At 48.7% G+C, this 23,577-nt stretch carries 16 protein-coding genes and 1 riboswitch; of the genes, 2 read left to right on the plus strand and 14 right to left on the minus strand.

The annotated features are described in order from the left end of the window. Nucleotides 1–8: 8 nt before the first annotated feature. The 3 genes from GGR07_RS00220 to GGR07_RS00230 form a co-directional block, all read right to left on the minus strand. Entirely contained in the window at nucleotides 9–1,181 is a 1,173-nt protein-coding gene (locus GGR07_RS00220; RefSeq protein WP_034542657.1) for a YncE family protein, read from the minus strand. After that, on the minus strand, nucleotides 1,178–3,235 hold the full coding sequence (locus GGR07_RS00225) for a TonB-dependent receptor (protein ID WP_122056697.1): 2,058 nt from the start codon (nucleotides 3,233–3,235) through the stop codon (nucleotides 1,178–1,180). Before GGR07_RS00225 ends, GGR07_RS00220 begins: the two co-directional genes overlap by 4 nt. Nucleotides 3,236–3,347: 112 nt before the next feature. Then, nucleotides 3,348–3,557: riboswitch (cobalamin riboswitch) on the minus strand. 221 nt (nucleotides 3,558–3,778) lie between these two features. Continuing rightward, complete coding sequence (locus GGR07_RS00230) at nucleotides 3,779–4,825, minus strand: DUF3810 domain-containing protein (RefSeq protein ID WP_122056530.1); 1,047 nt, start codon at nucleotides 4,823–4,825, stop codon at nucleotides 3,779–3,781. A gap of 126 nt (nucleotides 4,826–4,951) precedes the next feature. Here GGR07_RS00230 and GGR07_RS00235 point away from each other — a divergent pair, with 126 nt between their 5' ends. After that, entirely contained in the window at nucleotides 4,952–7,585 is a 2,634-nt protein-coding gene (locus GGR07_RS00235; protein ID WP_122056531.1) for a valine--tRNA ligase, read from the plus strand. 47 nt (nucleotides 7,586–7,632) lie between these two features. Continuing rightward, on the plus strand, nucleotides 7,633–7,869 hold the full coding sequence (locus GGR07_RS13760) for a hypothetical protein (protein ID WP_122056532.1): 237 nt from the start codon (nucleotides 7,633–7,635) through the stop codon (nucleotides 7,867–7,869). On the opposite strand, the gene fucP is transcribed toward GGR07_RS13760, so the two are convergent. The 11 genes from fucP to lnb all read right to left on the minus strand — a co-directional run bounded on the left by fucP (nucleotide 7,842) and on the right by lnb (nucleotide 23,276). After that, nucleotides 7,842–9,152: an L-fucose:H+ symporter permease gene (fucP, locus tag GGR07_RS00240; protein ID WP_021644537.1), complete on the minus strand. Its 1,311-nt coding sequence runs from the start codon at nucleotides 9,150–9,152 to the stop codon at nucleotides 7,842–7,844. The genes GGR07_RS13760 and fucP overlap by 28 nt on opposite strands. A 21-nt stretch (nucleotides 9,153–9,173) precedes the next feature. Further along, on the minus strand, nucleotides 9,174–9,566 hold the full coding sequence (locus GGR07_RS00245) for an L-rhamnose mutarotase (RefSeq protein ID WP_021644536.1): 393 nt from the start codon (nucleotides 9,564–9,566) through the stop codon (nucleotides 9,174–9,176). A gap of 5 nt (nucleotides 9,567–9,571) precedes the next feature. Further along, a complete protein-coding gene (locus GGR07_RS00250; RefSeq protein WP_034542655.1) occupies nucleotides 9,572–11,002 on the minus strand; it encodes a rhamnulokinase in 1,431 nt (476 codons plus the stop codon). Between the two features lie 13 nt (nucleotides 11,003–11,015). Next, nucleotides 11,016–11,654 (minus strand): class II aldolase/adducin family protein, encoded by a 639-nt coding sequence (locus tag GGR07_RS00255; protein WP_122056533.1) that lies wholly within the window; start codon nucleotides 11,652–11,654, stop codon nucleotides 11,016–11,018. A 21-nt stretch (nucleotides 11,655–11,675) separates the two neighbouring features. Next, nucleotides 11,676–13,451, minus strand: coding sequence for an L-fucose isomerase (fucI, locus tag GGR07_RS00260; protein WP_034542652.1), 1,776 nt, complete (start codon nucleotides 13,449–13,451; stop codon nucleotides 11,676–11,678). 99 nt (nucleotides 13,452–13,550) lie between these two features. After that, nucleotides 13,551–14,546 carry a GntR family transcriptional regulator gene (locus tag GGR07_RS00265; RefSeq protein ID WP_021644532.1) on the minus strand — a complete coding sequence of 332 codons (996 nt, stop codon included), beginning with the start codon at nucleotides 14,544–14,546 and terminating at the stop codon, nucleotides 13,551–13,553. A 252-nt stretch (nucleotides 14,547–14,798) separates the two neighbouring features. After that, nucleotides 14,799–15,245, minus strand: a complete 447-nt coding sequence (locus GGR07_RS00270; RefSeq protein ID WP_034542649.1) for a hypothetical protein — start codon at nucleotides 15,243–15,245, stop codon at nucleotides 14,799–14,801. 62 nt (nucleotides 15,246–15,307) lie between these two features. Further along, the gene (locus tag GGR07_RS00275; RefSeq protein ID WP_034542648.1) at nucleotides 15,308–16,408 is read right to left on the minus strand and encodes a DUF6340 family protein; all 1,101 of its coding nucleotides are present in this window, start codon (nucleotides 16,406–16,408) and stop codon (nucleotides 15,308–15,310) included. 683 nt (nucleotides 16,409–17,091) lie between these two features. Next, a complete protein-coding gene (gene secA, locus GGR07_RS00280) occupies nucleotides 17,092–20,409 on the minus strand; it encodes a preprotein translocase subunit SecA (RefSeq protein ID WP_034542688.1) in 3,318 nt (1,105 codons plus the stop codon). Nucleotides 20,410–20,514: 105 nt separating this feature from the next. Then, the gene (locus GGR07_RS00285; protein WP_034542645.1) at nucleotides 20,515–22,089 is read right to left on the minus strand and encodes an alkaline phosphatase family protein; all 1,575 of its coding nucleotides are present in this window, start codon (nucleotides 22,087–22,089) and stop codon (nucleotides 20,515–20,517) included. Then, nucleotides 22,086–23,276 carry a lipoprotein N-acyltransferase Lnb gene (lnb, locus tag GGR07_RS00290; RefSeq protein WP_034542643.1) on the minus strand — a complete coding sequence of 397 codons (1,191 nt, stop codon included), beginning with the start codon at nucleotides 23,274–23,276 and terminating at the stop codon, nucleotides 22,086–22,088. The genes GGR07_RS00285 and lnb overlap by 4 nt, the downstream gene beginning before the upstream one ends. Nucleotides 23,277–23,577 lie beyond the last annotated feature (301 nt).

Below are 23,577 nucleotides of genomic sequence, written 5' to 3' on the forward strand. Positions count from 1 at the left end.
TTAGGAAATTATTTATTGTCGTACATCGGAACCAGCACGAAGTGACCGGGAATGTTGCCTGCTCGTACCGCCCATCGTTGTTTGCCTGCTGCGCTGAAACAAAAGAGTACGCCGGGGCTTACATAGTTGCCCGCATCGGTGATGTAGATGTTTTTGTTTACCGGGTTCACCATGATACCGTAAGGTTTCTCTATCTGTTTATCGGTTCCGTCGGTGATGATATGGCGGGTGATAATTTCGTGCGTACGGGTATCAACGATGCTGTAAGTTATGTCCCAGCTTTGGGTGATGTGGCTCCATTCTGTGCCATATGCATAGAGGTAATCGTCGTCTATCCAATAATTGGTGGCGGCAATAGGAATAGTATCGGTAACCTCCTGCCGTTCACGGTCGATGAAGAACAAACGGGCGGGCAGTTGTTTGTAATCTCCTCGCGAACTCACCCATAGATTCCCCCGCGGGTCGGCCTTGATGCGTTCCAGATTGTAGGCCACGTCAATGCGGCGTTCTTCTTTGAAGGTGGCAAGATCGACCACAGATACCGTCCGTTCATATCCTGTCGTTTGGTCGGCTCCCATGTAACCGCCGGAATTGGCTACGTAAATTTTGCCTTCTACAATTTCCAGTTCATCGGGTTGGAAGCCGACCAGACAACGATCCACCTCTTTCAACGTAGTGAGGTCGACTTTCGCCACGTAGCCTATCTGGGTGTAGTTCGGATCTATCTTTACCGGGCCGGCATACGAGGTGACATAGGCATAGTCGCCGTGAAACTTGATGAAACGGCAGTTGGGAATTTCGATTTGTCCGATGCGCCGGGTGGTGGTCACATCTATAACCTCCACTTTGTTGGAACAATTGATGACCGCATAGAGACGGTTGCGATAGATAGCTATGTCGTTGCCTACATCGCCCATCTCTTTGGGCACGGTGGGGTTGCGTTCGGCATAGATGTTCCGCTTGTAGACGCCTGTCGAGAAATCGAAATAGTCTAACGTGGCTTTGTTGCTGCCCATGTTTCCCTCGTTGAGGAGGTAGAATCCGTAATAACCGTCCACTACTTCGGGAAATCCCGTAGGAATGTTCTCCGATAGAATCATTTCTTGATCTTCGCGGCAGCTTGTCGCAAGCACATGGGCGAGGAGTAAGCAGCTGTATATCCAAAGGTGTTTTTTTTTCATAAGGTTACAGTAAGTGAAAGTTTATAATTGCGTTTGGGCATGGGGTAATTCAATACCACTTCGTAGTCTTGACTTAAAAGATTATTGACTTCGAGGTTGAGTCTCCATTGGGTAGCCCTCCAAACAAATGTTTTGCTTATTCCCATGTCGTGTGTGTACCACGGTTGCTCGTACTCTTCGGGGATATTGGCCGAGCTGTGATAGCGTTCGCCCACGTAGATAAAGCTGTAGTTGAGTTGCCAACTGCGATAGTTGAGGCTTGCGATGACCGATCCGTCATGCCGGGGGATGTAGGCAATCTGGCCGCCGTAAGTCGTAGCTTGTAGTACGGAACTTTTTCGTTTGGTAAAGTCTTGCGCCCGTTGGTAGGTATAGTTCATTTTCAGGTTGCCAAGTATCCGGTACGGCAGATTGAAGGTGAACGATGACGAGGTTTCTATGCCCCGTATTTCCACTTCACCGAGATTCATCATCATCCATCGGTACTGTCCGCTTCCTTTAGGAACGGCAACGATTTTGTTCGTTACGTGATTGTAGTAAGCGTCGGCTTGTATTTGCCAGTGCCTTAGAAACCCGTGCCCTCGCCGGAGCACGTAATGTGCGCCGATGTTGTACTGATGAGTAAATTCGGGTTTCAGGTCTGCGTTGCCGATGTCTGTGTAGTAAAGATCGTTGAACGTAGGCATTCGGAAGATATGCTTGTAAAAAGCCCTTAAGTTGAACTCATGCCGGCGGAAAGGTTTATAGGAGATAAACAAGGCAGGGCTTAGTTCTTTCTTGTCGGGGGCCGAACGTGCCTGCTCGTCGATGGCAAGATTACCCGAGTTTACCCGCTCGCGTACAAATGTCCCCAGCAAACTACCCTGCATTTTCATCCATCCTATCTCGACGGCTGAAGCCACGGCAGCCTGTGCAGTGAGCCGTTTAGGGAAAACGAAACCGTCCATGTCTGAAGTAAGTGTGTTGTATTGCACGTCGGTGGATAGCGAAACCTCCCACTTCTTCGCAAGAGCATATTTATGAGCCGCCGAGAGGTAGAACTCCTGTTGGCGGAACGTGTTGTCGATGAGCATCAGCGTAGTATCGGGGTTCTGGAAACGCATATAGTCGTAAGCGTATTTGGCATTGGTAAGCAGTTCGTACTTTTTACCGAATGCTTTCCGAAGTGAGCCTTGCGAGAAGAAACTGCGGTCCCATTGCCGCTGCGGATTCTTCCACCGATTGTTGACAATGGCTCCGGGAATGCCTCGTTCGGAGTTGTAGAAATAGTTTTTCCACTTCCAATGTCCTTGCGGCAGTACACCGTAAAGCCCCGCTTCGAGCCGTTGGGAGGAGACATCGCCGTTCTGGCGTACGGCAGTGGTATCGTACATCACCTTGCTCGTACGGGGGTAGACACGCTTGTAACGAAACTTATACTTACCTGTGGCATGGATGAGTTCCCCGTTTACAGAAGCGCTGAGGCGATCGTCGAAGCGGTGTTCGTAAAGCACCGAGGGGTTCACCAACCCGAACGAACCGGTTTTAAAGACTGCCCGCAGATTATAACGCTTGTCTTTCTCGAACTTTGGCGTGCGAGAACGCAGGTAGACCGATGCCGACGAAGCAAAGTCTTTGGCGGGTTGGAGAATCTCACTCTTCTGTCCGTTGTAGAGCGAAATCTCCTCCATATTGTCGAGAGAGAATTTACCGAGGTCAATCTGTCCGTTCTGCGCGTTCCCCAGCTGAATGCCGTCGTAGAAGATACCTACATGGTGGGTTCCCATACTGCGCACATTCACCGTTTTCAGTCCGCCGATACCGCCATAATCTTTGATTTGTACGCCGGAAAAGTAACGGATGGCATCGGCCACCGAAAAGCTGTTCAACGAATGGAGTTCCTTGCCTGTAAGCCGTTGGGCGGGAATCACTTCTTTGTAGGGATGAGCTACGACGGTAACTTCCGGCAGCTGTTGTAAACTGTCGAGTTTCGATTGGGCGCAAATTCTGCCGCCTGCACCCGATAAGAAGACCGAGATGCAACCGATTAGTGCGTGTTGATACATTTTCTTCATAGTATAACCGGCATATAATATGCTTCCTCTACTTCTTTTGTGAGGCAGCATACGGATATAAAAAACACAGCTAAAACATATATTCATCTTTTACGTCCTAATCCCGGAGGACGTAAGAGATTCCATTCCGGCAGGTCTTCTGACTTGCTCCGTTTCCCCGATGCCCTTCCCGCCTGTTCAACAGGCAGTGGATGTTGAGTATTATCGGGAAATTTGTGGTGGAGCTTACAGCAGCGGGTCTGTTCAGGATTTACACCTGATTCCCTTTTCACCGTCTGTTCCGTGGAAATGGAAAGACGACACCGGAATTTCTCGGGGCAAATATAAGGTTTTCTTTTTCTTACCTTGTATCGAAAAAGGAAAAAGCACTTGTAATGAAGATCTTGATGACTCATTCCTAATGGTCTCTGCCTATAATTCGGGAGATGGTGGCTTAAAGAGCTTTCTCTTTCTCGAACTTCTCTTACGATGCGATTTGATGCGTGTCAGGCAGAGTGTACGTATGCCGGAAGAATGCTTTTCGTCATCTGCCGGAACATCGTGTCACTTCCGGTTGCGATAAGAAACCAGCAGCCCGACCACTTCCGAATAGTTCCGCCTCCCGCTTCCTATTCCGTTTCCTTTCAGGTACAGGTCGTAAATCCGGCTTTGGATGTTCCCGACGAGCGGGCTGTATTTCTCCATCCAATAGGCATGGCTCTTTTCCGCTTCCGCCAGAACTTCGGGACGGATGCGAGCGAAAAGGGCGGCGTACTTCTCTTCCGGCAATACGCTCCGCGCGTTTCTCAACACATGCCGCAACACAGAGAAGTAACCCGCGAAACGAATGCCTGCTGCTTTCGAGCGGGTGCATACCTGATAGGCATAAAAGTTGGCTTCCGCTTCGCTCGATATGCCGAGCCAATGCGAAAACTCGTGTGCGTATGTGGCGGGATAGCCCACGGGAAGCAGGTCGCCGTTCAGCGTGAACTCGTTGAAGAAAGGAGCCATGCTGCCCGTTACCCCGACTTTCGACACGAGCGGGGTGAAGAGCATCGTCTTGCCTTTCGGCGGATGCGAAGGCGGGCGGCGGATGCCCAGACTGTCGGCCAGTTCGCTGTAAATCCGCACGCACTCTTCGTGTATCAGCTCTTTGGGGATGCTTTTGAGCGGAGTGTACGAGCGGTTGAGCCGTGTGATGTAGTCGTTGGCAAAGGTCTCGAACGCTCCTTCTTCGAAAGGAGTATACGGAATGCCTGTCCGTTCGTAGAAGTCGGGCTGCGAATAATTGAGTCCCCATGCCAGATAGAACCACACGTATATCCATAGCAGATATTCTCCGCAGCGAGCGAGTGTCTTTCTCCACTTCTGCTTTCGGCAGAGGCGGGCGTAGAAAGGGTAGGCGACGAGTCCGGCGATGCTGAGAAAGATAAACAAATCGCCCACGGCAAAGGGGGCGAGCCGGGAAAAGGAGGAGAGAAGGAACGATGCGGCGGGATAAACCGAACGGGCATACGCATTGCCCATCGGCGGCAGGGCTTGGGTAAGCCATATCGTAACCAGAAGGATGCCCAAGAGAGAGTATCGGATTGTTTTTGTTTTACCTTTCATCGCAATGCACTTTTCGGAGAACAAAAATACGGATTCTTGTGACTATATGTTACTTATTTATTAATTTTGCAGCCGTATTTCGTAAACTTTCGTAATAACGAACTTATATAAAAAGGTAAAAACAACATGGAATTAGCAAGTAAGTACAACCCTGCTGACGTGGAGGGAAAGTGGTACCAGTATTGGCTGGATCATCATTTATTCAGTTCAAAACCCGATGGTCGTGAGCCTTACACCGTCGTCATTCCTCCTCCGAACGTCACCGGCGTGTTGCACATGGGACACATGCTTAATAATACCATTCAGGATATTCTGGTCCGTCGCGCCCGCATGGAAGGCAAAAACGCCTGCTGGGTGCCGGGAACCGACCACGCCTCTATCGCTACCGAAGCGAAAGTGGTGAACAAACTTGCCGCTCAGGGCATCAAGAAGACCGACCTTACCCGCGAGGAGTTCCTCAAGCATGCGTGGGAGTGGACGGACGAACACGGAGGAATTATCCTCAAGCAGCTCCGTAAGCTGGGGGCTTCGTGCGATTGGGACCGCACGGCTTTCACGATGGACGAGAAGCGCAGCGAAAGCGTATGGAAGGTTTTTGTCGATTTGCACGACAAGGGATTGATTTATCGCGGTGTCCGTATGGTAAACTGGGACCCGAAGGCGCTGACGGCTCTTTCGGACGAAGAAGTGGTCTACAAAGAAGAGCACGGCAAGCTGTACTATCTCCGCTACATGGTGGAGGGTGATGCCGAAGGCCGTTATGCCGTGGTGGCGACTACCCGTCCCGAAACGATCATGGGCGACACGGCGATGTGTATCAACCCGAACGATCCGAAAAACGAATGGCTGAAAGGGAAGAAAGTGATTGTTCCTTTGGTGAACCGCGTTATTCCGGTCATCGAGGACGAGTATGTGGATGTCGAATTCGGTACGGGTTGCCTGAAAGTGACTCCGGCACATGACGTGAACGACTATATGCTGGGCGAGAAATACAACCTGCCCAGTATCGATATCTTCAACGACAACGGTACGTTGAGCGAAGCGGCGGAACTCTATATCGGCATGGATCGTTTTGACGTGCGCAAGCAGATTGAAAAAGACCTGGAAGCTGCCGGACTGCTGGAAAAGACGGAAGCCTACACCAACAAGGTGGGGTATTCGGAACGTACCAATGTGGTGATCGAGCCGAAACTGTCGATGCAGTGGTTCCTCAGCATGCAGCATTTCGCCGATATGGCTCTGCCGCCGGTGATGAACGATGAGCTGAAGTTTTATCCCGCCAAATATAAGAATACCTACCGCCATTGGATGGAGAATATCAAAGATTGGTGCATCAGCCGCCAACTTTGGTGGGGACACCGCATCCCGGCTTACTTCCTGCCCGAAGGGGGATATGTAGTGGCGGTCACTCCCGAGGAGGCGCTGGCAAAGGCGAAAGAGAAGACCGGCAACGACGCCCTCACCATCGCCGACCTCCGTCAGGACGAGGACTGTCTGGATACGTGGTTCTCTTCGTGGCTGTGGCCTGTCTCGCTGTTCGACGGAATCAATAATCCGGGCAACGAAGAGATGAAGTACTACTATCCTACGAGCGACCTCGTGACGGGGCCCGACATCATCTTCTTCTGGGTAGCCCGCATGATTATGGCAGGCTATGAATATGAGGGGCAGATGCCGTTCCGCAATGTTTATTTCACGGGTATCGTGCGCGACAAGCTGGGACGCAAAATGTCGAAATCATTGGGCAACTCTCCCGACCCGCTGGAACTCATCGAACGTTTCGGAGCCGATGGTGTGCGTATGGGAATGATGCTTTCCGCTCCTGCCGGAAACGATATTTTGTTCGACGACGCTCTTTGCGAACAGGGACGCAACTTCTGCAATAAAATATGGAACGCTTTCCGTCTCATCAAAGGCTGGAGAGTGGACGGAGAAGCAACTACGCCCGAAGCTACGGCATTGGCGATGGATTGGTTCGAGGCCAAACAGAATGAAGTGGCTGCCGAAGTGGCCGACCTCTTCGGCAAGTATCGTTTGAGCGAGGCTCTGATGGCTGTTTACAAACTTTTCTGGGATGAGTTCTCGGCTTGGTATCTCGAAATCATCAAGCCGGCTTACGGAAAAGGAATCGATTCGGCAACGCTCCACCGCACGCTTCGTTTCTTCGACAACCTGCTCCATCTGCTTCATCCTTTCATGCCGTTCATCACCGAAGAGTTGTGGCAGCAGCTGGCCGACCGCAAGGAGGGTGAGTCGCTGATGGTCGACTCGATGCGTTTCGACGACAAGGTGGATGCAACGTTGCTGGCCGATTTCGAATCGGTGAAGGGAATCATCAGCAACGTGCGGGCCATCCGCCTGCAAAAGAACATTGCGCAGAAAGAAACGCTCGAATTGCAGGTGAACGGAACCGATCCGCTTCCCTCGTTCGCAAGCGTCATTATAAAGATGTGCAACTTGTCCGGTATCAATCAGGCTGCCGACACTCAGGAAGGTGTCGCCTCTTTCATGGTAGGAACTACCGAATACGCTGTTCCGCTGGGCAATATGATCGACACGGAGGCTGAGATTGCCCGTATGGAGGCCGAACTGAAACATAAAGAGGGTTTCCTGCAAGGGGTTTTGAAGAAGCTCGGCAACGAGAAGTTCGTCAACAATGCTCCTGAAGCCGTTATCGAGATGGAACGCAAGAAGAAAGCCGATGCCGAAAGCATCATCCGTTCTTTGAAAGAGAGTATTGCGGCATTGAAGAAAGGCTGATTCTTATTGCTGCTCTTCGCCGAAGCTGTTTTCAAAGCCTATCGTATTTGATTTCAAAGCGCATCGCGGACACACATACAAATCAAAAGCCTCTTTTTTCAAAGCCTATCGTATTTGATTTCAAAGCCCGCCGCCTTTTTTTCAAAGCCCGCCGTGTTTTTTTTAAAGGCGGCGGGCTTTTTTTCAAAGGCGGCGGGCTTTTTTTCAGGCAAACGCAAAGCATATCAGCAAGCGTTTTTGGCGGCAGCTCTTTTTCTTACCAGTTCCCTTTTACCGTGCGATAACCGTAACCGATGATTACCAGGAAGCAGATGAAAGGCAGAATGAAAGAAACGTTGACTGCGGGCATCCAGCCAATCTCCTTCATGTCGATGATGCTTGCCTGCAACGGAGGCAGTACGGAACCGCCCAAGATAGCCATGATAAGTCCGGCTGCTCCGAATTTGGCGTCTTCTCCCAAACCTTTCAGGGCTATGCCGTAGATGGTGGGGAACATCAAAGACATGCAGGCGGAAATAGCCACCAGCGAATATAGCCCGTAGATGTTCCGGAGGAAGATGGTGCCCAACGTAAATATGCCGCCGAATATGGCGAGAATCATCAGCAGCTTGCCGGCATTCAGGTAGCGCAGGATAAAGGTGCAGATGAACCGGCTGATGCAGAAAATAACCATGGCTATGATGTTGTATTGCTGCGACAGAACTTCCGCGCTTTTCTCATCCATGCCTTGCGACATGAACAGGTGTGTGCCGTACTGAATGATGAACGTCCAGCACATGATCTGCGCGCCTACGTAGAAGAATTGGGCAACGACTCCTTCGCGGTAGCGCGGCACGGTAAAGATACGCTTCAGTGTAGGGAAGAAGTTTATCTGATTGTTCGGTCCGCTGTTTTTCGGCATCTTTACCAGTCGTATCACTATCAGCATGGCCAGAATGATCACCCCGATTATCAGGTAAGGGGTGATGAGCACAGAGAGGTCGCTTTCCTTGATGGCTTCGAATTCCTGCCCGTCGAGCAGAGCGCGAGCGTCGCTATCCATGGGGTGCAGCTTTGCCTGAATGAAGTTCATGGCGACATACATGCCCAGCAACGACCCCATCGGATTGAACGATTGGGCGAGATTCAGTCGGCGTGTGGCACTTTCTTCCGTTCCCATGGAAAGGATGTACGGATTGCAGCTGGTCTCCAGAAAAGAGAGCCCGCAGGTAAGGATAAAGTAAGCTATCAGGAAAGGGTAGTACTCTCCCGTCATTTTGGCGGGGAAGAACAGAAACGCGCCGAGCGCATACATGCCGAGCCCCAGCATCACGCCGGCCTTGTACGAATATTTGCGGATAAATACGGCAGCCGGAAAGGCCATGGCGAAATATCCTCCGTAGAAAGCGACCTGAACCATTGCGCCGTCGGTAGCGCTCATCCGGAATATTTTGGAGAACGCTTTGACCATCGGATTGGTGATATCGTTGGCAAATCCCCACAAAGCAAAGCAGGAGGTGATGAGGATGAATGGAATGAGGTAACTTACTCCATCTTTCCACAGGATGGGCTGTTTGGTGTGTTTCATGGTAATTCGTGGTTGTTTTTGTTAGAGGTTATACAAATGGAACATTCTTTCCATCGGTTGCCATTTTTCGGCAGAACTCATCCCGGGAGCGGCCTGCTGGAAGACAGCCATGTACGCTTCCCATTCTTCTTGGCGCGGGAGGGCGCCCAGCCGTTTCATCGCGGTGTCCCAGTCGAAGTCGACAGGGGTTTCTACAATCATGAACAGGCGTGTGCCGAGGATGTAGATTTCCATTTCCAGAATACCGACCTCCCGGATGCCGGCAAGTATTTCAGGCCATACTTCTGTCGGGCTGTGCCTTTTCCGGTATTCGGCGATCAACTCCGGAGAATCGCGCAAGTCGAGTGTCTGGCAATAGCGTTTCACGGGAATGCCGTGCGTCTGTGTCCGATAGCCGGTTGCAGGTGTTTCCATATCGTTTACTTTTGTGGATGAAACTCTTCAGGTGTTACACTTCTCATGACGATTTCCCGCAGTTCCTTAAGATCGGCAATCTCGCCTTTGGCCATTGCCTGTGTCAGGATATTGCCCATTGCCGTGGCTTCTACCGGACCTGCATATACGGGAATGCCCAGTTGGTTGGCTGTAAGCTGGTTGAGCAGTTTGTTTTGCGAGCCTCCTCCGATGATGTTCAGCCGGCGGATGGGAGAGGGGAGACAGCGGTTCAGCCGTTCTACCGCCTGTCCGTATTTGAATGCCAGCGATTGGAGCACGCATTTTGCGAATTCCGCTTTGCTTTGCGGGATTGGCAGTGCATGGTCGCGGCAATAATTCCGTATGGCGGCCTCCATGCTTTCGGGATTCATGAACAAAGCGTCGTCTACGGGAATGATCGAGCTAATCGCGGCATCTGCGGCTTGCGGGATGAGCGTATCATAGCTTTGCTTTTCCCCGCGCATTTCCCATTCGCTCATCAGGCGCTGTAAAATCCACAGTCCGGTGATGTTCCGCAGAAAACGGATACGTCCGCCCACTCCTCCTTCATTGGTGAACCGGGCTTCGCGGGCCTCTTCGGTCAATATGGGCTCGTCTGTCTCGACGCCTAACAACGACCATGTGCCTGAACTCAGGAAAGCAACAGGGCCTTCGGCGGCGGGAACGGCTGCAACGGCGCTGGCTGTGTCGTGAGAGCCTACGGCAATGACATCTACGGCGTCTAACCCTGTCTCGCGCGCAATCTCTTCTTTCAATTTCCCGCGTATAGTGCCCGGCGGAATGATTTCGCCGAACAGGTGTTCGGGAAGTCCCAAAGCACGGATGGCGCTTAACGACCAGTTGCGGCGGCGCGCGTCGAGCAATTCGGACGTAGAAGCGATGGAGTATTCGTTGTTGGCCACCCCCGTCAGGAAGTAACTGAAAAGATCGGGCATGAACAAAAGCTTGTCGGCGGCTTTTAATAACACATCGCCGCTTTCTTTCATGCTGTAGAGCTGAAACAGCGTATTGATGGCCATCACTTGTATTCCCGTCTCCGCATAATGCGCCTGCTCATCCAGTATTCGAAAAACCTTGGCAGGCATTCCGTCAGTTCGGGCATCGCGGTAACAAACCGGATTGCCCAACAGGTTTCCGTCTTTATCAATCAGTCCGAAGTCCACGCCCCAAGTGTCGATGCCTATTCCTTTTACGGAATATCCCTTGCGGGCAGTCTTTTTCAAACCGGTCTTCAATTCTTCGAAAAGAGAAAGAAAATCCCAATAAAGATGGTTGCCGAGCTTAACCTGACGGTTCGCGAAACGATGAACTTCTTCAAGCTCCAGCTTCCCTTGAAAGAGGGAGCCGGCGATAAGTCGCCCGCTTCCTCCTCCAAAGTCTGCTGCTAAATAAGTGTTTCTCATGGTATCTTCCATGGCATCCGGATGCTTATATGGTTTTCTTTCCTAACACATACACCTCGAGGTCTTCGATCTCTTCCGGCGTCAATACCGAGTATTCGCCTCCTGATTGGACAATAATCCGGCAAGCCATCTCGAAGAATGTCGCCCGTTCGTATGCCTCGTCGAAATCTTTTGCGCATACCACTTGCCCGTGGTTGGTCAGTAATACGGAATTGTGATTCGCCATGGCTTCCACTACCGCCTTTGCCAATTCCGGCGAACCGGGTCGGTAGTAGGGGATGACGGGAATTTCGGAACCTACGTGGCAGGGAATCTCGGCCGTTACGTTGAAGTTCTCAGGCTTATTCCTCATGCAGGAAACAGCTGTGGCATATTCCGACTGGAAATGAAGTACCACATTTACATCCGGACGTTGGCGCAAAATGCCTAAATGGAAACTGCTTTCCATCGACGGCTTTACGCCATTCACCGGTGTTCCGTCGGCAATGCGGCAGATGGAGACTTTCTCTTTCCCGAGCGTGGGAAGCCACGAACCCGTACCGGAGATTAACGCTTCTTCACCGATTCTCCAGGAGAGGTTTCCGCTGCTGCAAAGCATTAGCCTGGCATCTCCATAGCGGTGTGCCTGCCCGATGAACTGCTCGATATGTTCGTTAGTTATCATACTTGCAAAAGTTAAACGTCGTTATTTGTAGATCGGTCCGTAGGTGCTGCAAGCTCTGTAGTCCGCCCCTTCTTTATCCATGCCGAAAGCGTTCCATGCAGCCGGGCGGAAGATGGTGTTTTCATCCACATTGTGCATGCAAACCGGTATGCGAAGCATAGAAGCAAGCGTGATCAGGTCTTGTCCGATATGCCCGTAGCTGATGGCGCCGTGGTTGGCTCCCCAGTTGTTCATTACGGAGTAAACGTCCTTGAAAGCAGGCTTGTCGCACAAGCGGGGGACGAACCATGTGGTAGGCCATGTGGGGTCGGTACGCACGTTGAGTTTGTCGTGGATTTCCGGATCGATAGTCACCGTCCATCCTTCGGCGATCTGCAATACGGGGCCCAAGCCTTTGACAAGATTCAGGCGCGTCATTGTCACGGGCATGCCTCCCTTCGACAGGAAATTCGATGAGAATCCTCCGCCACGGAAATAGTCACGGTTTGCCGGATACCATGTAGTGGCTTTCAGGCAGTTTTCTACGTCTGCTTCAGTCATATTCCACGGCTCTTTCATTGACGGATTCCCTTCTGCGTCTACTGATTGTCCGGAACCGTCGAGAGTGGTTGCTCCCGAATTGATCAGGTGAATGATACCGTTGGCAGCCGCTCCGGTAAGTTCTTTGCCGGTTACCCGCTTCACGGCCTCGGGACTCCAGTATGTTCTTACGTCCGAGAATATCTGCGCGCGGTTGGTAAGCAAATGTCCGAACAGCATGGCGACACCGTTGCAAGCGTCGTTCTCCGTAGCTACCACGAATGCCTCTCGGATACCGTTCCAATCGAACGATGTATTGAGCAAAGCCTCCGGATAATCGCCGTTGGGGTAGAAATCCGTCCATTGGCGTTGCCCCTGGAAACCGGCTAAAATGGCATTGTGTCCCAACGCTTCTTCTTTGAAGCCCATTTCTTTCAGTTTCGGATTTCCGGTCATTAAGTCGCGCATGATGATTGTCATTTTCACAACAAATTCCCAGTCCGCATCTTTTTCCTGACGTGTCTTACGCTTCTCGGGGCAGTTCTTAAAGTCATCGCCTTCGTTTGTTTTGCAGTATTTCTCGGTCCACGCCATTGCTTTGGCGTATTCCTCACGGTCGTAAATGCCTTCTTCCATTCGGCGGATGATTTCAGTCAGGTCGACCGACTCGTTGCGCATGCCCAGATACTCCTGAAAGAAATCAGGGTTGACAATGGAGCCGGCAATACCCATCGACACACTGCCCATCGACAGGTAGGACTTGCCTCGCATCGTAGCTACTGCTTGCGCCGCACGGGCAAAACGGAGGATTTTTTCGGCCACATCTTCGGGGATGCTGTTATCGTCCAAATCCTGTACGTCACGCCCGTAAATGCCGAATGCGGGAAGACCTTTCTGGGCATGTCCTGCCAAGACGGCCGCAAGGTATACGGCACCCGGGCGTTCCGTTCCGTTGAAGCCCCATACAGCTTTCGGATAATAAGGGTTCATGTCCATTGTTTCTGCGCCATAACACCAGCAAGATGTTACGGTGATGGTAGAACCGACCCCTTCTCTTTCAAACTTTTCTGCACAAGCGGCACTTTCTGCCACACGGCCGATGGTACTGTCGGCAATTACGCATTCGACAGGACTTCCGTCGCCGTTCTTCAGGTTGCTCCTGATTAGTTCCGCTACTGCTTTTGCAAGGTTCATCGTCTTTTCTTCAAGACTTTCGCGAACACCGCCCTGGCGACCGTCGATGGTGGGACGAATCCCGATTTTCGGATACTTTTTCATAGTTTCTTTTTTGAAATTTATAATAGATGTGTTGTGCTGAACTGTGCTGATAATATTGGATATCCTAATTTCCTTTTGTTTTTTATTAATAATATAATTTCAGAGTGATTTTCGGAGTATGACTTCTGTTGTCAGATATTTCTGCACGAGTGTGTTGTTGAGCACGAAGTTTGCCGCTTCGTTGCCCATCATTTCCCAATCGATGCTCAGCGAGGTTATTCCTTCGTCGATTACTTCGTATGAAGGGATATCGTTGTATGCCAACAAACCGAAATCTTTTCCGCATTTCAGTCCTTCCTTTCTTCCCTGTTTTATCACTTTCACTACATCTTGTTGCTTAATAGCAATATAAACTACTCCTTTGCGCACAGTTAACTCGTCTGTATTTTCTTTTATCTCCGACAAAAATCCTTGCTCTTCGCAGAAGCGGGTGAAATACAGCTTGCTGCTCTGAGGGTGTTTCAAGTTTTTGGGAAACAGGAATATAAGTTGCCGGTAGTGTTGCAATCGATTGTTGAGGCTAAGCAATGCCTGATAGAACGCTTCGTCGAAATCCTGACTGATATAGGAGTATTTGTCTTTTTCGAACTTGCAGAAATCAAGCAGCAATAGCCTGGCAGGATTGATTTTATTGAGCACAGCGCTGAACTTTTCGTTGTCGAAGTTCATCACTACATATTTATTGTACTTTCCTCTTGATTCGCGGATGATGGTGTTGAAAAGGCTTTCGTTGTACTGATGGAACAACAGGTCTACCTTATAGTTGATGGGAAGGCGTTTGATAAAGCTGTTATATAAGGCCTCTTTGAAAGGTGTGTACTCGTCAAGCAGTAATAATACGTTTTTCACTTGATTGGCGACATAATACCCTTTGCCCGGTGTGGAATCGACCAGACCACGTTCGCGCAGATCGAGAAATGCTTTGAAAACCGTGTCGCGAGACACTCCATATTCTGCGCTTAACTGATTGATGGAGGGCAAAGAATCTCCTTCGAGAAATTCTTTCATAGAGATGGCTTGACTCAGTGTGTCTGCCAACTGGGTGACTTTGCTTGCCTGCTGACCGAATGTTGCCTTCTTTTCAATCCGTTTCATAGTAGATTTATAAATAATAACTGTGCTGAACGATGCTGATGCAAAGAAATGATTTTTATTTTGAAAGGCACGAATAGCCGGCTATGTTTTATAGCATGTTTGCTATCTTCTTTGGGATTTTTTATTTTTTTTGTCTTCGAGGCTTCGGCATGGAAGTGAGAGCGACTCCACATCGTTTCACTTTTAAACGGTAAGCAACAATAAGGGGTTATCCGACTCTTTGAACAGCCCCTTGACGCCAATTGCCGACAATTATTTCTCCAATAATTCTTTCAGGAAATTGTCCAGTTCTTTGTCCAACCCCTTCAGAAGTTCGTCGTTTAGCAACAAGGTGTCGTCATCTATCAGCAGCAATTCCGCTACGGTTTCCTTTTCTTCATCCACCAATACAAAAGAATAGGGTTTCATAATCATGACTTTCTCAAAGTCCCCTGCATCTTTCATCTTGCCGAGTATATTTCGCAGAGCCGACCCCGCTTTTTCCATAAAGTCGTCCCCTTCGTAGGTAGCCCATTCTTTAACCATTACACTGCCCAACTCTCCATCGTCGTCGTTGTAGATATTGAGCAGCCCGGACATTTGATCGGGTTGCATATGAATATCGGTTACGGTTGCTTGTTCGCATCCGCGTATATATCTCCCGACTGCTTTCTGGATAGTCGATTCGATGCTAAGTAATGATTGTTGGCTTAATTTCATGGGATACCTCCTTTTTCTCAGTTCAAAGGTATGAAAAAAACTGATAATCGATGCACTTTCTTCTAAAAATCGTCATTGAAACGGCTCATTTGCATTTTTAGCTTAGGCAACTGCCTGTTTCGCTCTTTTAATTTGAATAAATAAACAGTGGTTTGGTAATAATGAGGTACTTTTTCTATGTTGAAATATAGCTTATTTGTGGTCTCCGTATTTATTTTGTCTATTCTCTTTGCCATATCCTGCGCTTTGGTCATCCATTCTTCCGCCAAGTCAAGGCTGTCTTTCAGTTCATAATAAACCGCTATATTGATGGCATTCTGCATTTTCTTTTTGTTGCTTGTGGTTTTATTATACATTTTCTTCCAAAGCTCACAAGCTTTATCCCAGTTGTTTTCTTTCACATGTATGGCCGCTTCTCTCATCTGGGCGGAACCTCCGGCATATATATACCTATCGGCTTTCTCCCAAAACGGAATTAATCGGTTCACCGGAATTGTTCCTGCAAACTCCGAGGTCTCTTCTATGATTTGAGAGTCGGGAATAAACTGTTTGGCTTTGGTTTCCGAGGCCCGGATATCTTCCCAGAAAATGCTGTCGTTGGATGTAAGCGTGACCATGGGAGCCTTCCTTCCGGGCAGATAGACGCTGACAGTGGGATATGCTTTGACGCTTACGGTTCCCAGAAATCCGTATTGCGGCAAAAAGCTGACTGTCTTCACTGCTTTAATTTGCAGATTCTCCAAAGCGATGATGCAATCAACGTCCAAATCGGATGTGAGTGCTTTCACTTCTTCTTCGCTGAGAGTACTCTCTCGGAGAAACCTGTCATTCGAACGTAAAGCCGAATCGCAGACGACCACTTTGTCGAAGTAGTTCCGGTGGGCGATTTCCTGTGCCAAAGATTCGGTGGCTATACGGGAATCTCCGTTGGCATAGGCAACTCCTCGTCTGATCTCCATATTTTCTTCTTGGGGAGTTTCTGCCTCTACGATCATTTTGTTGTCAGGTGTTTTCGCGGTATTATTCACAATGCCGACTCTCCGGAGTTGATTGGGGAAACTTACTTCGGCAGGCTGCATATAGTCGATGGAGATGATTCTTATGCTTTCACAACCGGTGAGAAACAGCATAGAGATGAAACACAGTGAGTGGATTTTTTTCATAGTTCCGTTCTGTTTTTAAGAATTGATTCATACATATTTATTGTCGGGCAAACAAAAATTCTATATGGCATATATCAGGTAGTTTCGTTCCATCTCGCAGAGAAGCTGTCAATTCTGTCAGATAGAAGCAATAGTACAAAAATACTATTTTATTTAAGAATATAAAGAAGTCTCAAACAGAATTTAACCGTTTGAATACTCTTTTGCCGGTGGAAGCAGCTTTTTTGCATGTACGCTGCCAGGATTGCTATGACAGACTTGTCGGTGGGACATCAAAGCTTTGTGGATGAAAAGTATGAACCAAAGGCTTTTCGGGCCGATCCGCTTATTAGCTTATTTTCGAAAAGTTCTTACCAATCTGTAATTTCAGGTAAAAAATATCGGAGGGAAATGAAATCCCATATAATATCTAAATCTGTTTTGGAGGAGGTGGTTACATCTAAAAAAGTAGCCTTTCTCGGTTTAAAAACACTCTTTTTCGTAGGCACAAGCAAAAAAACTTGGGCAGGGAGTTTTTTCCGTCGATGAAATTCTGACAGGAAAAACTCCCTTTTATCACATCGCTGATTTATGTAAAAAGTAGAGTGATGATTTCTGCTTTTCCATGTTTTTTCTTTTCTGAATCGTTCAGTGATATGTACGCCCGGTGTTGACGGCTGCTTTTGCCTGTGTGCTGCTGGTGTTTAATTTCTTCCGTGGCAGTTTTTATATTTCTTACCGCTTCCGCATGGACAAGGGTCGTTTCTTCCTACAGTTTTCTCCGCACGAATCGGTTCGCGTTTTTGTACCTCGCGGGTATCCTGCTGTGCGGCTGCCTGCTGGTGCGGGTCGTTCAGATCCTGTTTTTGCTCGCGATACTTGCTCATGTCCTGACGTCGTTCGGGAGCAGCTTGTCGTACATCCACACGGCGTGTCTGATCGTCGGCCGGACCTTCTTGCACAGGTATTTGTCCACGCATCAGGATGGCGGTAGTCTGGTTGTTGATCTTATCTACCATACTGTCGAATAAAGTGACCGATTCGAGCTTGTAGATCAGCAACGGATCTTTCTGCTCGTAGCTTGCGTTCTGTACCGAATGTTTCAGCTCATCCAGCTCGCGGAGGTTTTCTTTCCATGCCTCGTCTATAACGTGGAGCAGAATAGACTTCTGGAAAGCTTTTACAACTTCTTTCGACTCCGACTCATAAGCTGCTTTCAGGTTGCACGAAATGTTGTACATCCGCTTTCCATCTGTGATGGGAATTAAGATATTTTCATACATATGCCCCTGATTCTCATGTACTTGCTTGATTACCGGGTTGGCAATCTGCGCCAAACGCTCCGCCTTTCGTTTGAAGTTGCTCATGGCAAGACCGAATGCTTTTTCCGCCAATACTTCTTTCTTTTCGTTGCGGAACTCTTCTTCCGTGAAAGGACATTCCATAGCCAGTGTCTGAAGCATTTCCAGTTGGCATCCCTCGTAATCGTTGTTTTCGATGGAATTGGCGCAACGGTCCCAAATCATATTCACGATATCCATGCCGATGCGTTCGCCCATCAATGCGTGGCGGCGTTTCGTGTAAACCACCGTGCGTTGCTTGTTCATCACGTCGTCATATTCCAGCAAGCGTTTGCGGATACCGAAGTTGTTTTCCTCCACTTTCTTTTGAGCGCGCTCGATGGAATTGGATATCATTTTGTGTTCAATCATCTCACCTTCCTGGAAGCCCAGTCGGTCCATGACGCTGGCGATGCGGTCGGAAGAGAACAGGCGCATCAGGTCGTCTTCGAGCGAGACGAAGAATACGGAAGATCCGGGGTCGCCTTGCCGCCCTGCACGACCGCGCAACTGGCGGTCGACCCGACGGGATTCGTGACGCTCTGTGCCGATAATTGCCAAACCGCCGGCAGCTTTCACTTCCGGGCTTAGCTTAATATCGGTACCGCGCCCTGCCATGTTGGTGGCGATGGTTACTGTTCCGCTCAACCCGGCCTTGGCTACAATGTCTGCCTCTCTCTGGTGCAGTTTTGCGTTCAGCACGTTATGTTCGATTTTGCGCATGGCGAGCATTTTGCTCAGCATTTCGGAGATCTCGACGGAAGTCGTACCCACCAATACCGGACGGCCTGCCTGAACCAGCTTTTCGATTTCTTCGATTACGGCTTTGTATTTCTCGCGCTTCGTTTTATAAACGCGGTCGTTCATATCTTTGCGAGCGATGGGGCGGTTTGTCGGTATGACTACAACATCCAGTTTATAGATGTCCCAGAACTCGCCTGCTTCCGTTTCGGCGGTACCGGTCATACCGGACAGCTTGTGATACATACGGAAATAGTTCTGCAAAGTTATGGTCGCGAATGTCTGTGTTGCCGCTTCCACTTTAACCCGCTCTTTAGCTTCGATGGCCTGGTGCAATCCGTCGGAATAGCGACGTCCTTCCATGATACGTCCGGTCTGCTCGTCTACAATTTTCACCTGTCCGTCGATAACTACATATTCATCGTCTTTTTCGAACATGGTGTAGGCCTTCAGCAATTGGTTGATGGTATGCACCCGCTCCGATTTGATGGCATAGTTGGTCAGCAGCTCGTCTTTTTTCTGTAGCCTCTCTTCATCGGTAAGATTGGTCACTACTTCCAGTTCCGAGAGTTGCGCCGCAATATCCGGAAGCACAAACAGAGTGGGGTCTTCCGAATTTCCGGTGATAAGGTCGATACCTTTATCCGTCAGGTCTACACTGTTCAGCTTTTCGTCGATGACGAAGTACAAAGGTTCTGTTACTTCGTGCATACGCTTGTTGTTCTGCTCCATGTAGATTTCCTCGGTTTTCAGCATTCCCGCTTTAATGCCTTGTTCGCTCAGGAATTTAATTAACGCTTTGTTTTTCGGCAAGCATTTATGGCTGCGATACAGAGCGAGGAATCCTTCCTCCACCTCTTTTTTGTCATCCGAGGCAATCATCCGTTTGGCTTCGGACAGATATTTGGTTGCCAAAACCTTTTGTGCTTCTACCAAACGTTCCACCAATGGGCGAAGCTCCTCGAACAATTGGTCGTCTCCTTTCGGTACCGGTCCTGAAATAATCAACGGCGTACGGGCATCGTCGATCAATACCGAGTCCACCTCGTCGACGATGGCATAGTTATGCCGGCGCTGTACCAGGTCTTTCGGGCTGATAGCCATGTTGTCGCGCAGATAGTCGAAACCGAATTCGTTGTTCGTACCAAATGTAATGTCGGCGAGATAAGCCTGACGGCGGGCGTCTGAGTTCGGCTGGTGGCGATCGATGCAGTCGACGCTTAAACCGTGGAACATGTAAAGCGGTCCCATCCATTCGGAGTCGCGTTTGGCAAGGTAATCATTCACGGTAACTACATGCACTCCATTTCCGGTCAATGCGTTCAGGAATACCGGCAAAGTAGCCACCAGTGTTTTTCCTTCACCTGTTGCCATTTCCGCAATTTTACCTTTGTGAAGAACCACCCCGCCGAATAGCTGCACGTCATAGTGTACCATGTTCCACAGCGTGTCGTTTCCTCCTGCCATCCAATGGTTTTGGTAGATGGCTTTATCGTCTTCGATCCGGACAAAGTCTTTTGTTGCTGCCAATTGGCGGTCGAAATCGGTAGCCGTTACTACGATTTCTTCATTTTCGGCAAAACGCTTGGCAGTAGCTTTAACGATAGAGAAAGCTACCGGAAGAATTTCGTCCAACGCCTTTTCGTATTTTCCCAGAATTTCTTTTTCTATTTTATCTATTTGTGCGAAAACTCCCTCGCGTTCTTCCAGCTCGAGGCTTTCGATACTTTCTTTCAGCTCTTCAACTTTGGCGTTTTCTTCACTTGCCGACTGCCGGATATATTGTTTCAGTTCTTCCGTTTTGGCACGGAGCGCGTCATTGTCCAATGCTTCAATCTCCGGGTAGGCCGCTTTGATTTTTTCTACCCAGGGCTTGACTTCTTTCATGTCTCGCGTAGATTTGTTTCCAAAAATCGAGCTTAAAAATTCATTAAATCCCATTTGTATATAGTCTATATTATTATTATCGGTTTTGAATAACTTGCGCAAAGTTACATTAAAATGCTGATTTATTTATGCTTTGCGCCTGTTTTTATAAGTAATATTTTATCGAAGTTCCGTCAGAGGTGTGGCAGTGCAGGCATTAGGTGCCCGGATACGCATAAAATGCGATAGTGTAGGGGCTATGCGGTCGATGGTTACAGGAGTCTCTATGATGGAAGGCTTTACTCCATATCCCATGAAGACCAGCGGGGTGGGGGCATAGGAGTAGCGTACGACCTGACGGTCGTTGGTGTTTTCATCTACAATGCTCCAGCCGGGAAGTACGTCGATGACTAAATCGCCCGAACGTTTGCGGTGAAATCCGCTGCGTATTTTATAAATTTCGGGAGTCCATGCACCTAAAAGAAGCCTATGGGCGGAATATACCTCATTCACCCCGCTGAACTGAATCAGGAAAGCCGCGCATTTTTCCTGCACATCCGTCAAGTTCAGCTGCTTTTTTTCAAGTAACTTGTGATTCAGATAAATCTGCCGGTTATGATAAGCTTCCACATACTTCCCCTGACCGTAGGTAGCCATCAGATACATGTTCAACAAGGCGGCGCAACGGTTGAGGTGAAATTCTCCACCCGGGATTTTGTAAGAACCGGAATCGATGGGATCGTTGTCTGTATACCCGGTGGAGGTAACGAAGAACAGTACATTATGCAGTCCGATTTTTTTTTCAATCAGGTCTAATAACGTTCCGATGCATCGGTCGAGCCGGACATAAGTGTCTTGAATCTCCAATCCGGCTTCTTGTCCGGCTTTCTGTATATAGTTTCCTGCATAATAGGTAATTGCGAGCAGGTCTGTTACTTCGTCCGAACCGATGGAGCTTTTTCCCAATACTTCCGCTGCAAGGGCATTTACCTCCTCGTTGACCAAAGGGCTGGCGATGAAGCGGCGGAATTTGTTCGAACGTTCGTCTTCGAATTTATGTTTGAAAGAGGCCTCTCTGCGGTCGGGCAGATACTTATACATGCTTCGCGGGAAAAGCGGTTCCCATGCGAGTCCCGATATCCTGAGGTCGATGGCTTTCCGGTCATTATACTGATTGGCCCACCAGGGAAATTCGCCGTAAAAAGTACTTCCGCTCCATTTCCCCGTATTCGGATTCAGCCAAAAAGCTCCGTTACCGCCATGTCCGGCGGCAAAAATTGCGGCCTCGCAATCCGGAGCGATGGCGTATACCAATCCTTTTCCCTGCGTAGCCACCTTTAGTTCGTCGGCAATGGTGGAAGTCAGCAATTGGGTCGGCGCGCAAGTCTGATCGGTGTAGTATCCCATAAACCCTTTGTCGTCGGTGCTGTTGACCACGCGAAGCGTGCTTGCGTCCATCCACCGGTTGGCGATGATGCCGTTTACGGAGGGTGTAGTGCCGGTGTAAATGGCGGCGATGGCAGAAGCTCGGTCTACGCCACTGAAAGTATATTCCGCATTATAAAATACTCTTCCTTCTTTCCAGAGGCGTTTGAATCCTTTTTCGCCGTAAAGCGACGAAAACGCTTCTAAGTAATCTGTGCGCAACTGGTCGATTGTAAGTCCGACCACCAGCTTCGGAGCGGCCGGAAGCGATTGTCCCTGAAGCCCCGTGAAAGTTAGCGCGGTAATAAGAGAAGTAAGTATTCCTTTCATTCTTTTTTTGTATAAGTCAAGATCATGTTGCTTGCCGAACGTATCAACAAACTGAGTGCCAAAGGTACAACGGCGAAGTCAATATTTTGAGGTATTAAGGGGAAAAGGATTATAAAAAACATTAAAACGAGAAAGTTGAGGGTGTGATATGCGCATTTTTTTCTTTTCCGCACACAATATATAATATAAGGAAGCAATAATAAATGCAGAGGATGGAATGCTATCAATAGAAAATTCGGGTTGAGGGCGGGATGTTGCGAGAAAATAGCCAAGAACGCAAGGATACATCCGGCAATTCCGGCAGCTCCGAATAGCAAGAGGTCGATTCCCCAAAGCCCTTTCCCTTTGCGTATTCCGTAAATGGTGAAAGCGACAGCGAGAATAAATAAAAGTAGGGAACTTTGGAAAGGAGTAGGGAACCAAACTTCGGCATCCGTTGACGTTTTCGCTTGAATGATCTCTTTCGTTGAAGTGACCAACGGGCGTCGCTTAATTTCGTTTCCTACGTGAGCTCCGGCAAAAGCGTTCATCAAATAATACGGAGCAAACATCATTTGGCGGCGATTGATAGGACGGTCGGCTGCGCTGCCTAAGCAAAAGTCCATACCGAATCGTGCCCATGGATGGTCTTTGCAAAATTCGTGAATGATTTTCCGGTAAGTGCGTGATCCGTCTTTCGGATACGAGGGGTAAAGAATTCCGTCCATCACACACTCCTCTATTCTATCCCGAGGGCGTGTACAGCAATTGTCGTAAAAATAGTTGTATCTGTAAACCCTATTTTCGGGCAGATAATTTCTTTCCAATAGGAAAAGAAGACGCTCTTTTTCTTTTGGCGTCAAATTAAGCTCCTGTTGCCATACGCTTCTGCCATAATAAGCATACTCCCCAACGAAAAAATCGAATTCGGTCACTCCCAGTTGATAGTCGGTTTCGCCGAGAGCGAAGCGGAAAATGAAATTGGGCGCATTGAAGCTGAATAAACCGTAGTTGAATACCACATCTATATTCCGCGACAGATTCTGATAGCGTATGGCGGTGTGCCCGAACAGGGTGTAGATTTCTTCTCCCGGCGAACAAGTGAGCAGGCTGATATGGACAGAATCGCTTTGGCTTGCTGAGGCTTTTTCCGCAGGAAAGTATAGTATGAGCAACGCAAGTAGCAAACAGAGTATGTATCGTTTCATCGGATGTACTTTTATATAGTTTGTCGGCAAAGATAAGAAGATATCTTGTTTTTTGGGATATTTGTACGTTGGAAATACTTCTTAAAATATTCCTGATTTCTCAAGGAAACAATAGAAAGGTTGTTCTCATTCCTTTTTTTATCCTAATTGATATTTGCTGATAGATATTCCGGCTATCTGGTTATAGTGGCTGTGGATAATATCGGACATGTTGTGTAGGAAGGTTTGGCTATCCGGGAATGGATGGTTGGCGTATTGTGGAAGATATGTCATATTGAAAAAAGATATGTTCATGCTTCTT

Source organism: Bacteroides pyogenes, from assembly GCF_014196225.1.
GTDB classification, from domain to species: domain Bacteria; phylum Bacteroidota; class Bacteroidia; order Bacteroidales; family Bacteroidaceae; genus Bacteroides; species Bacteroides pyogenes_A.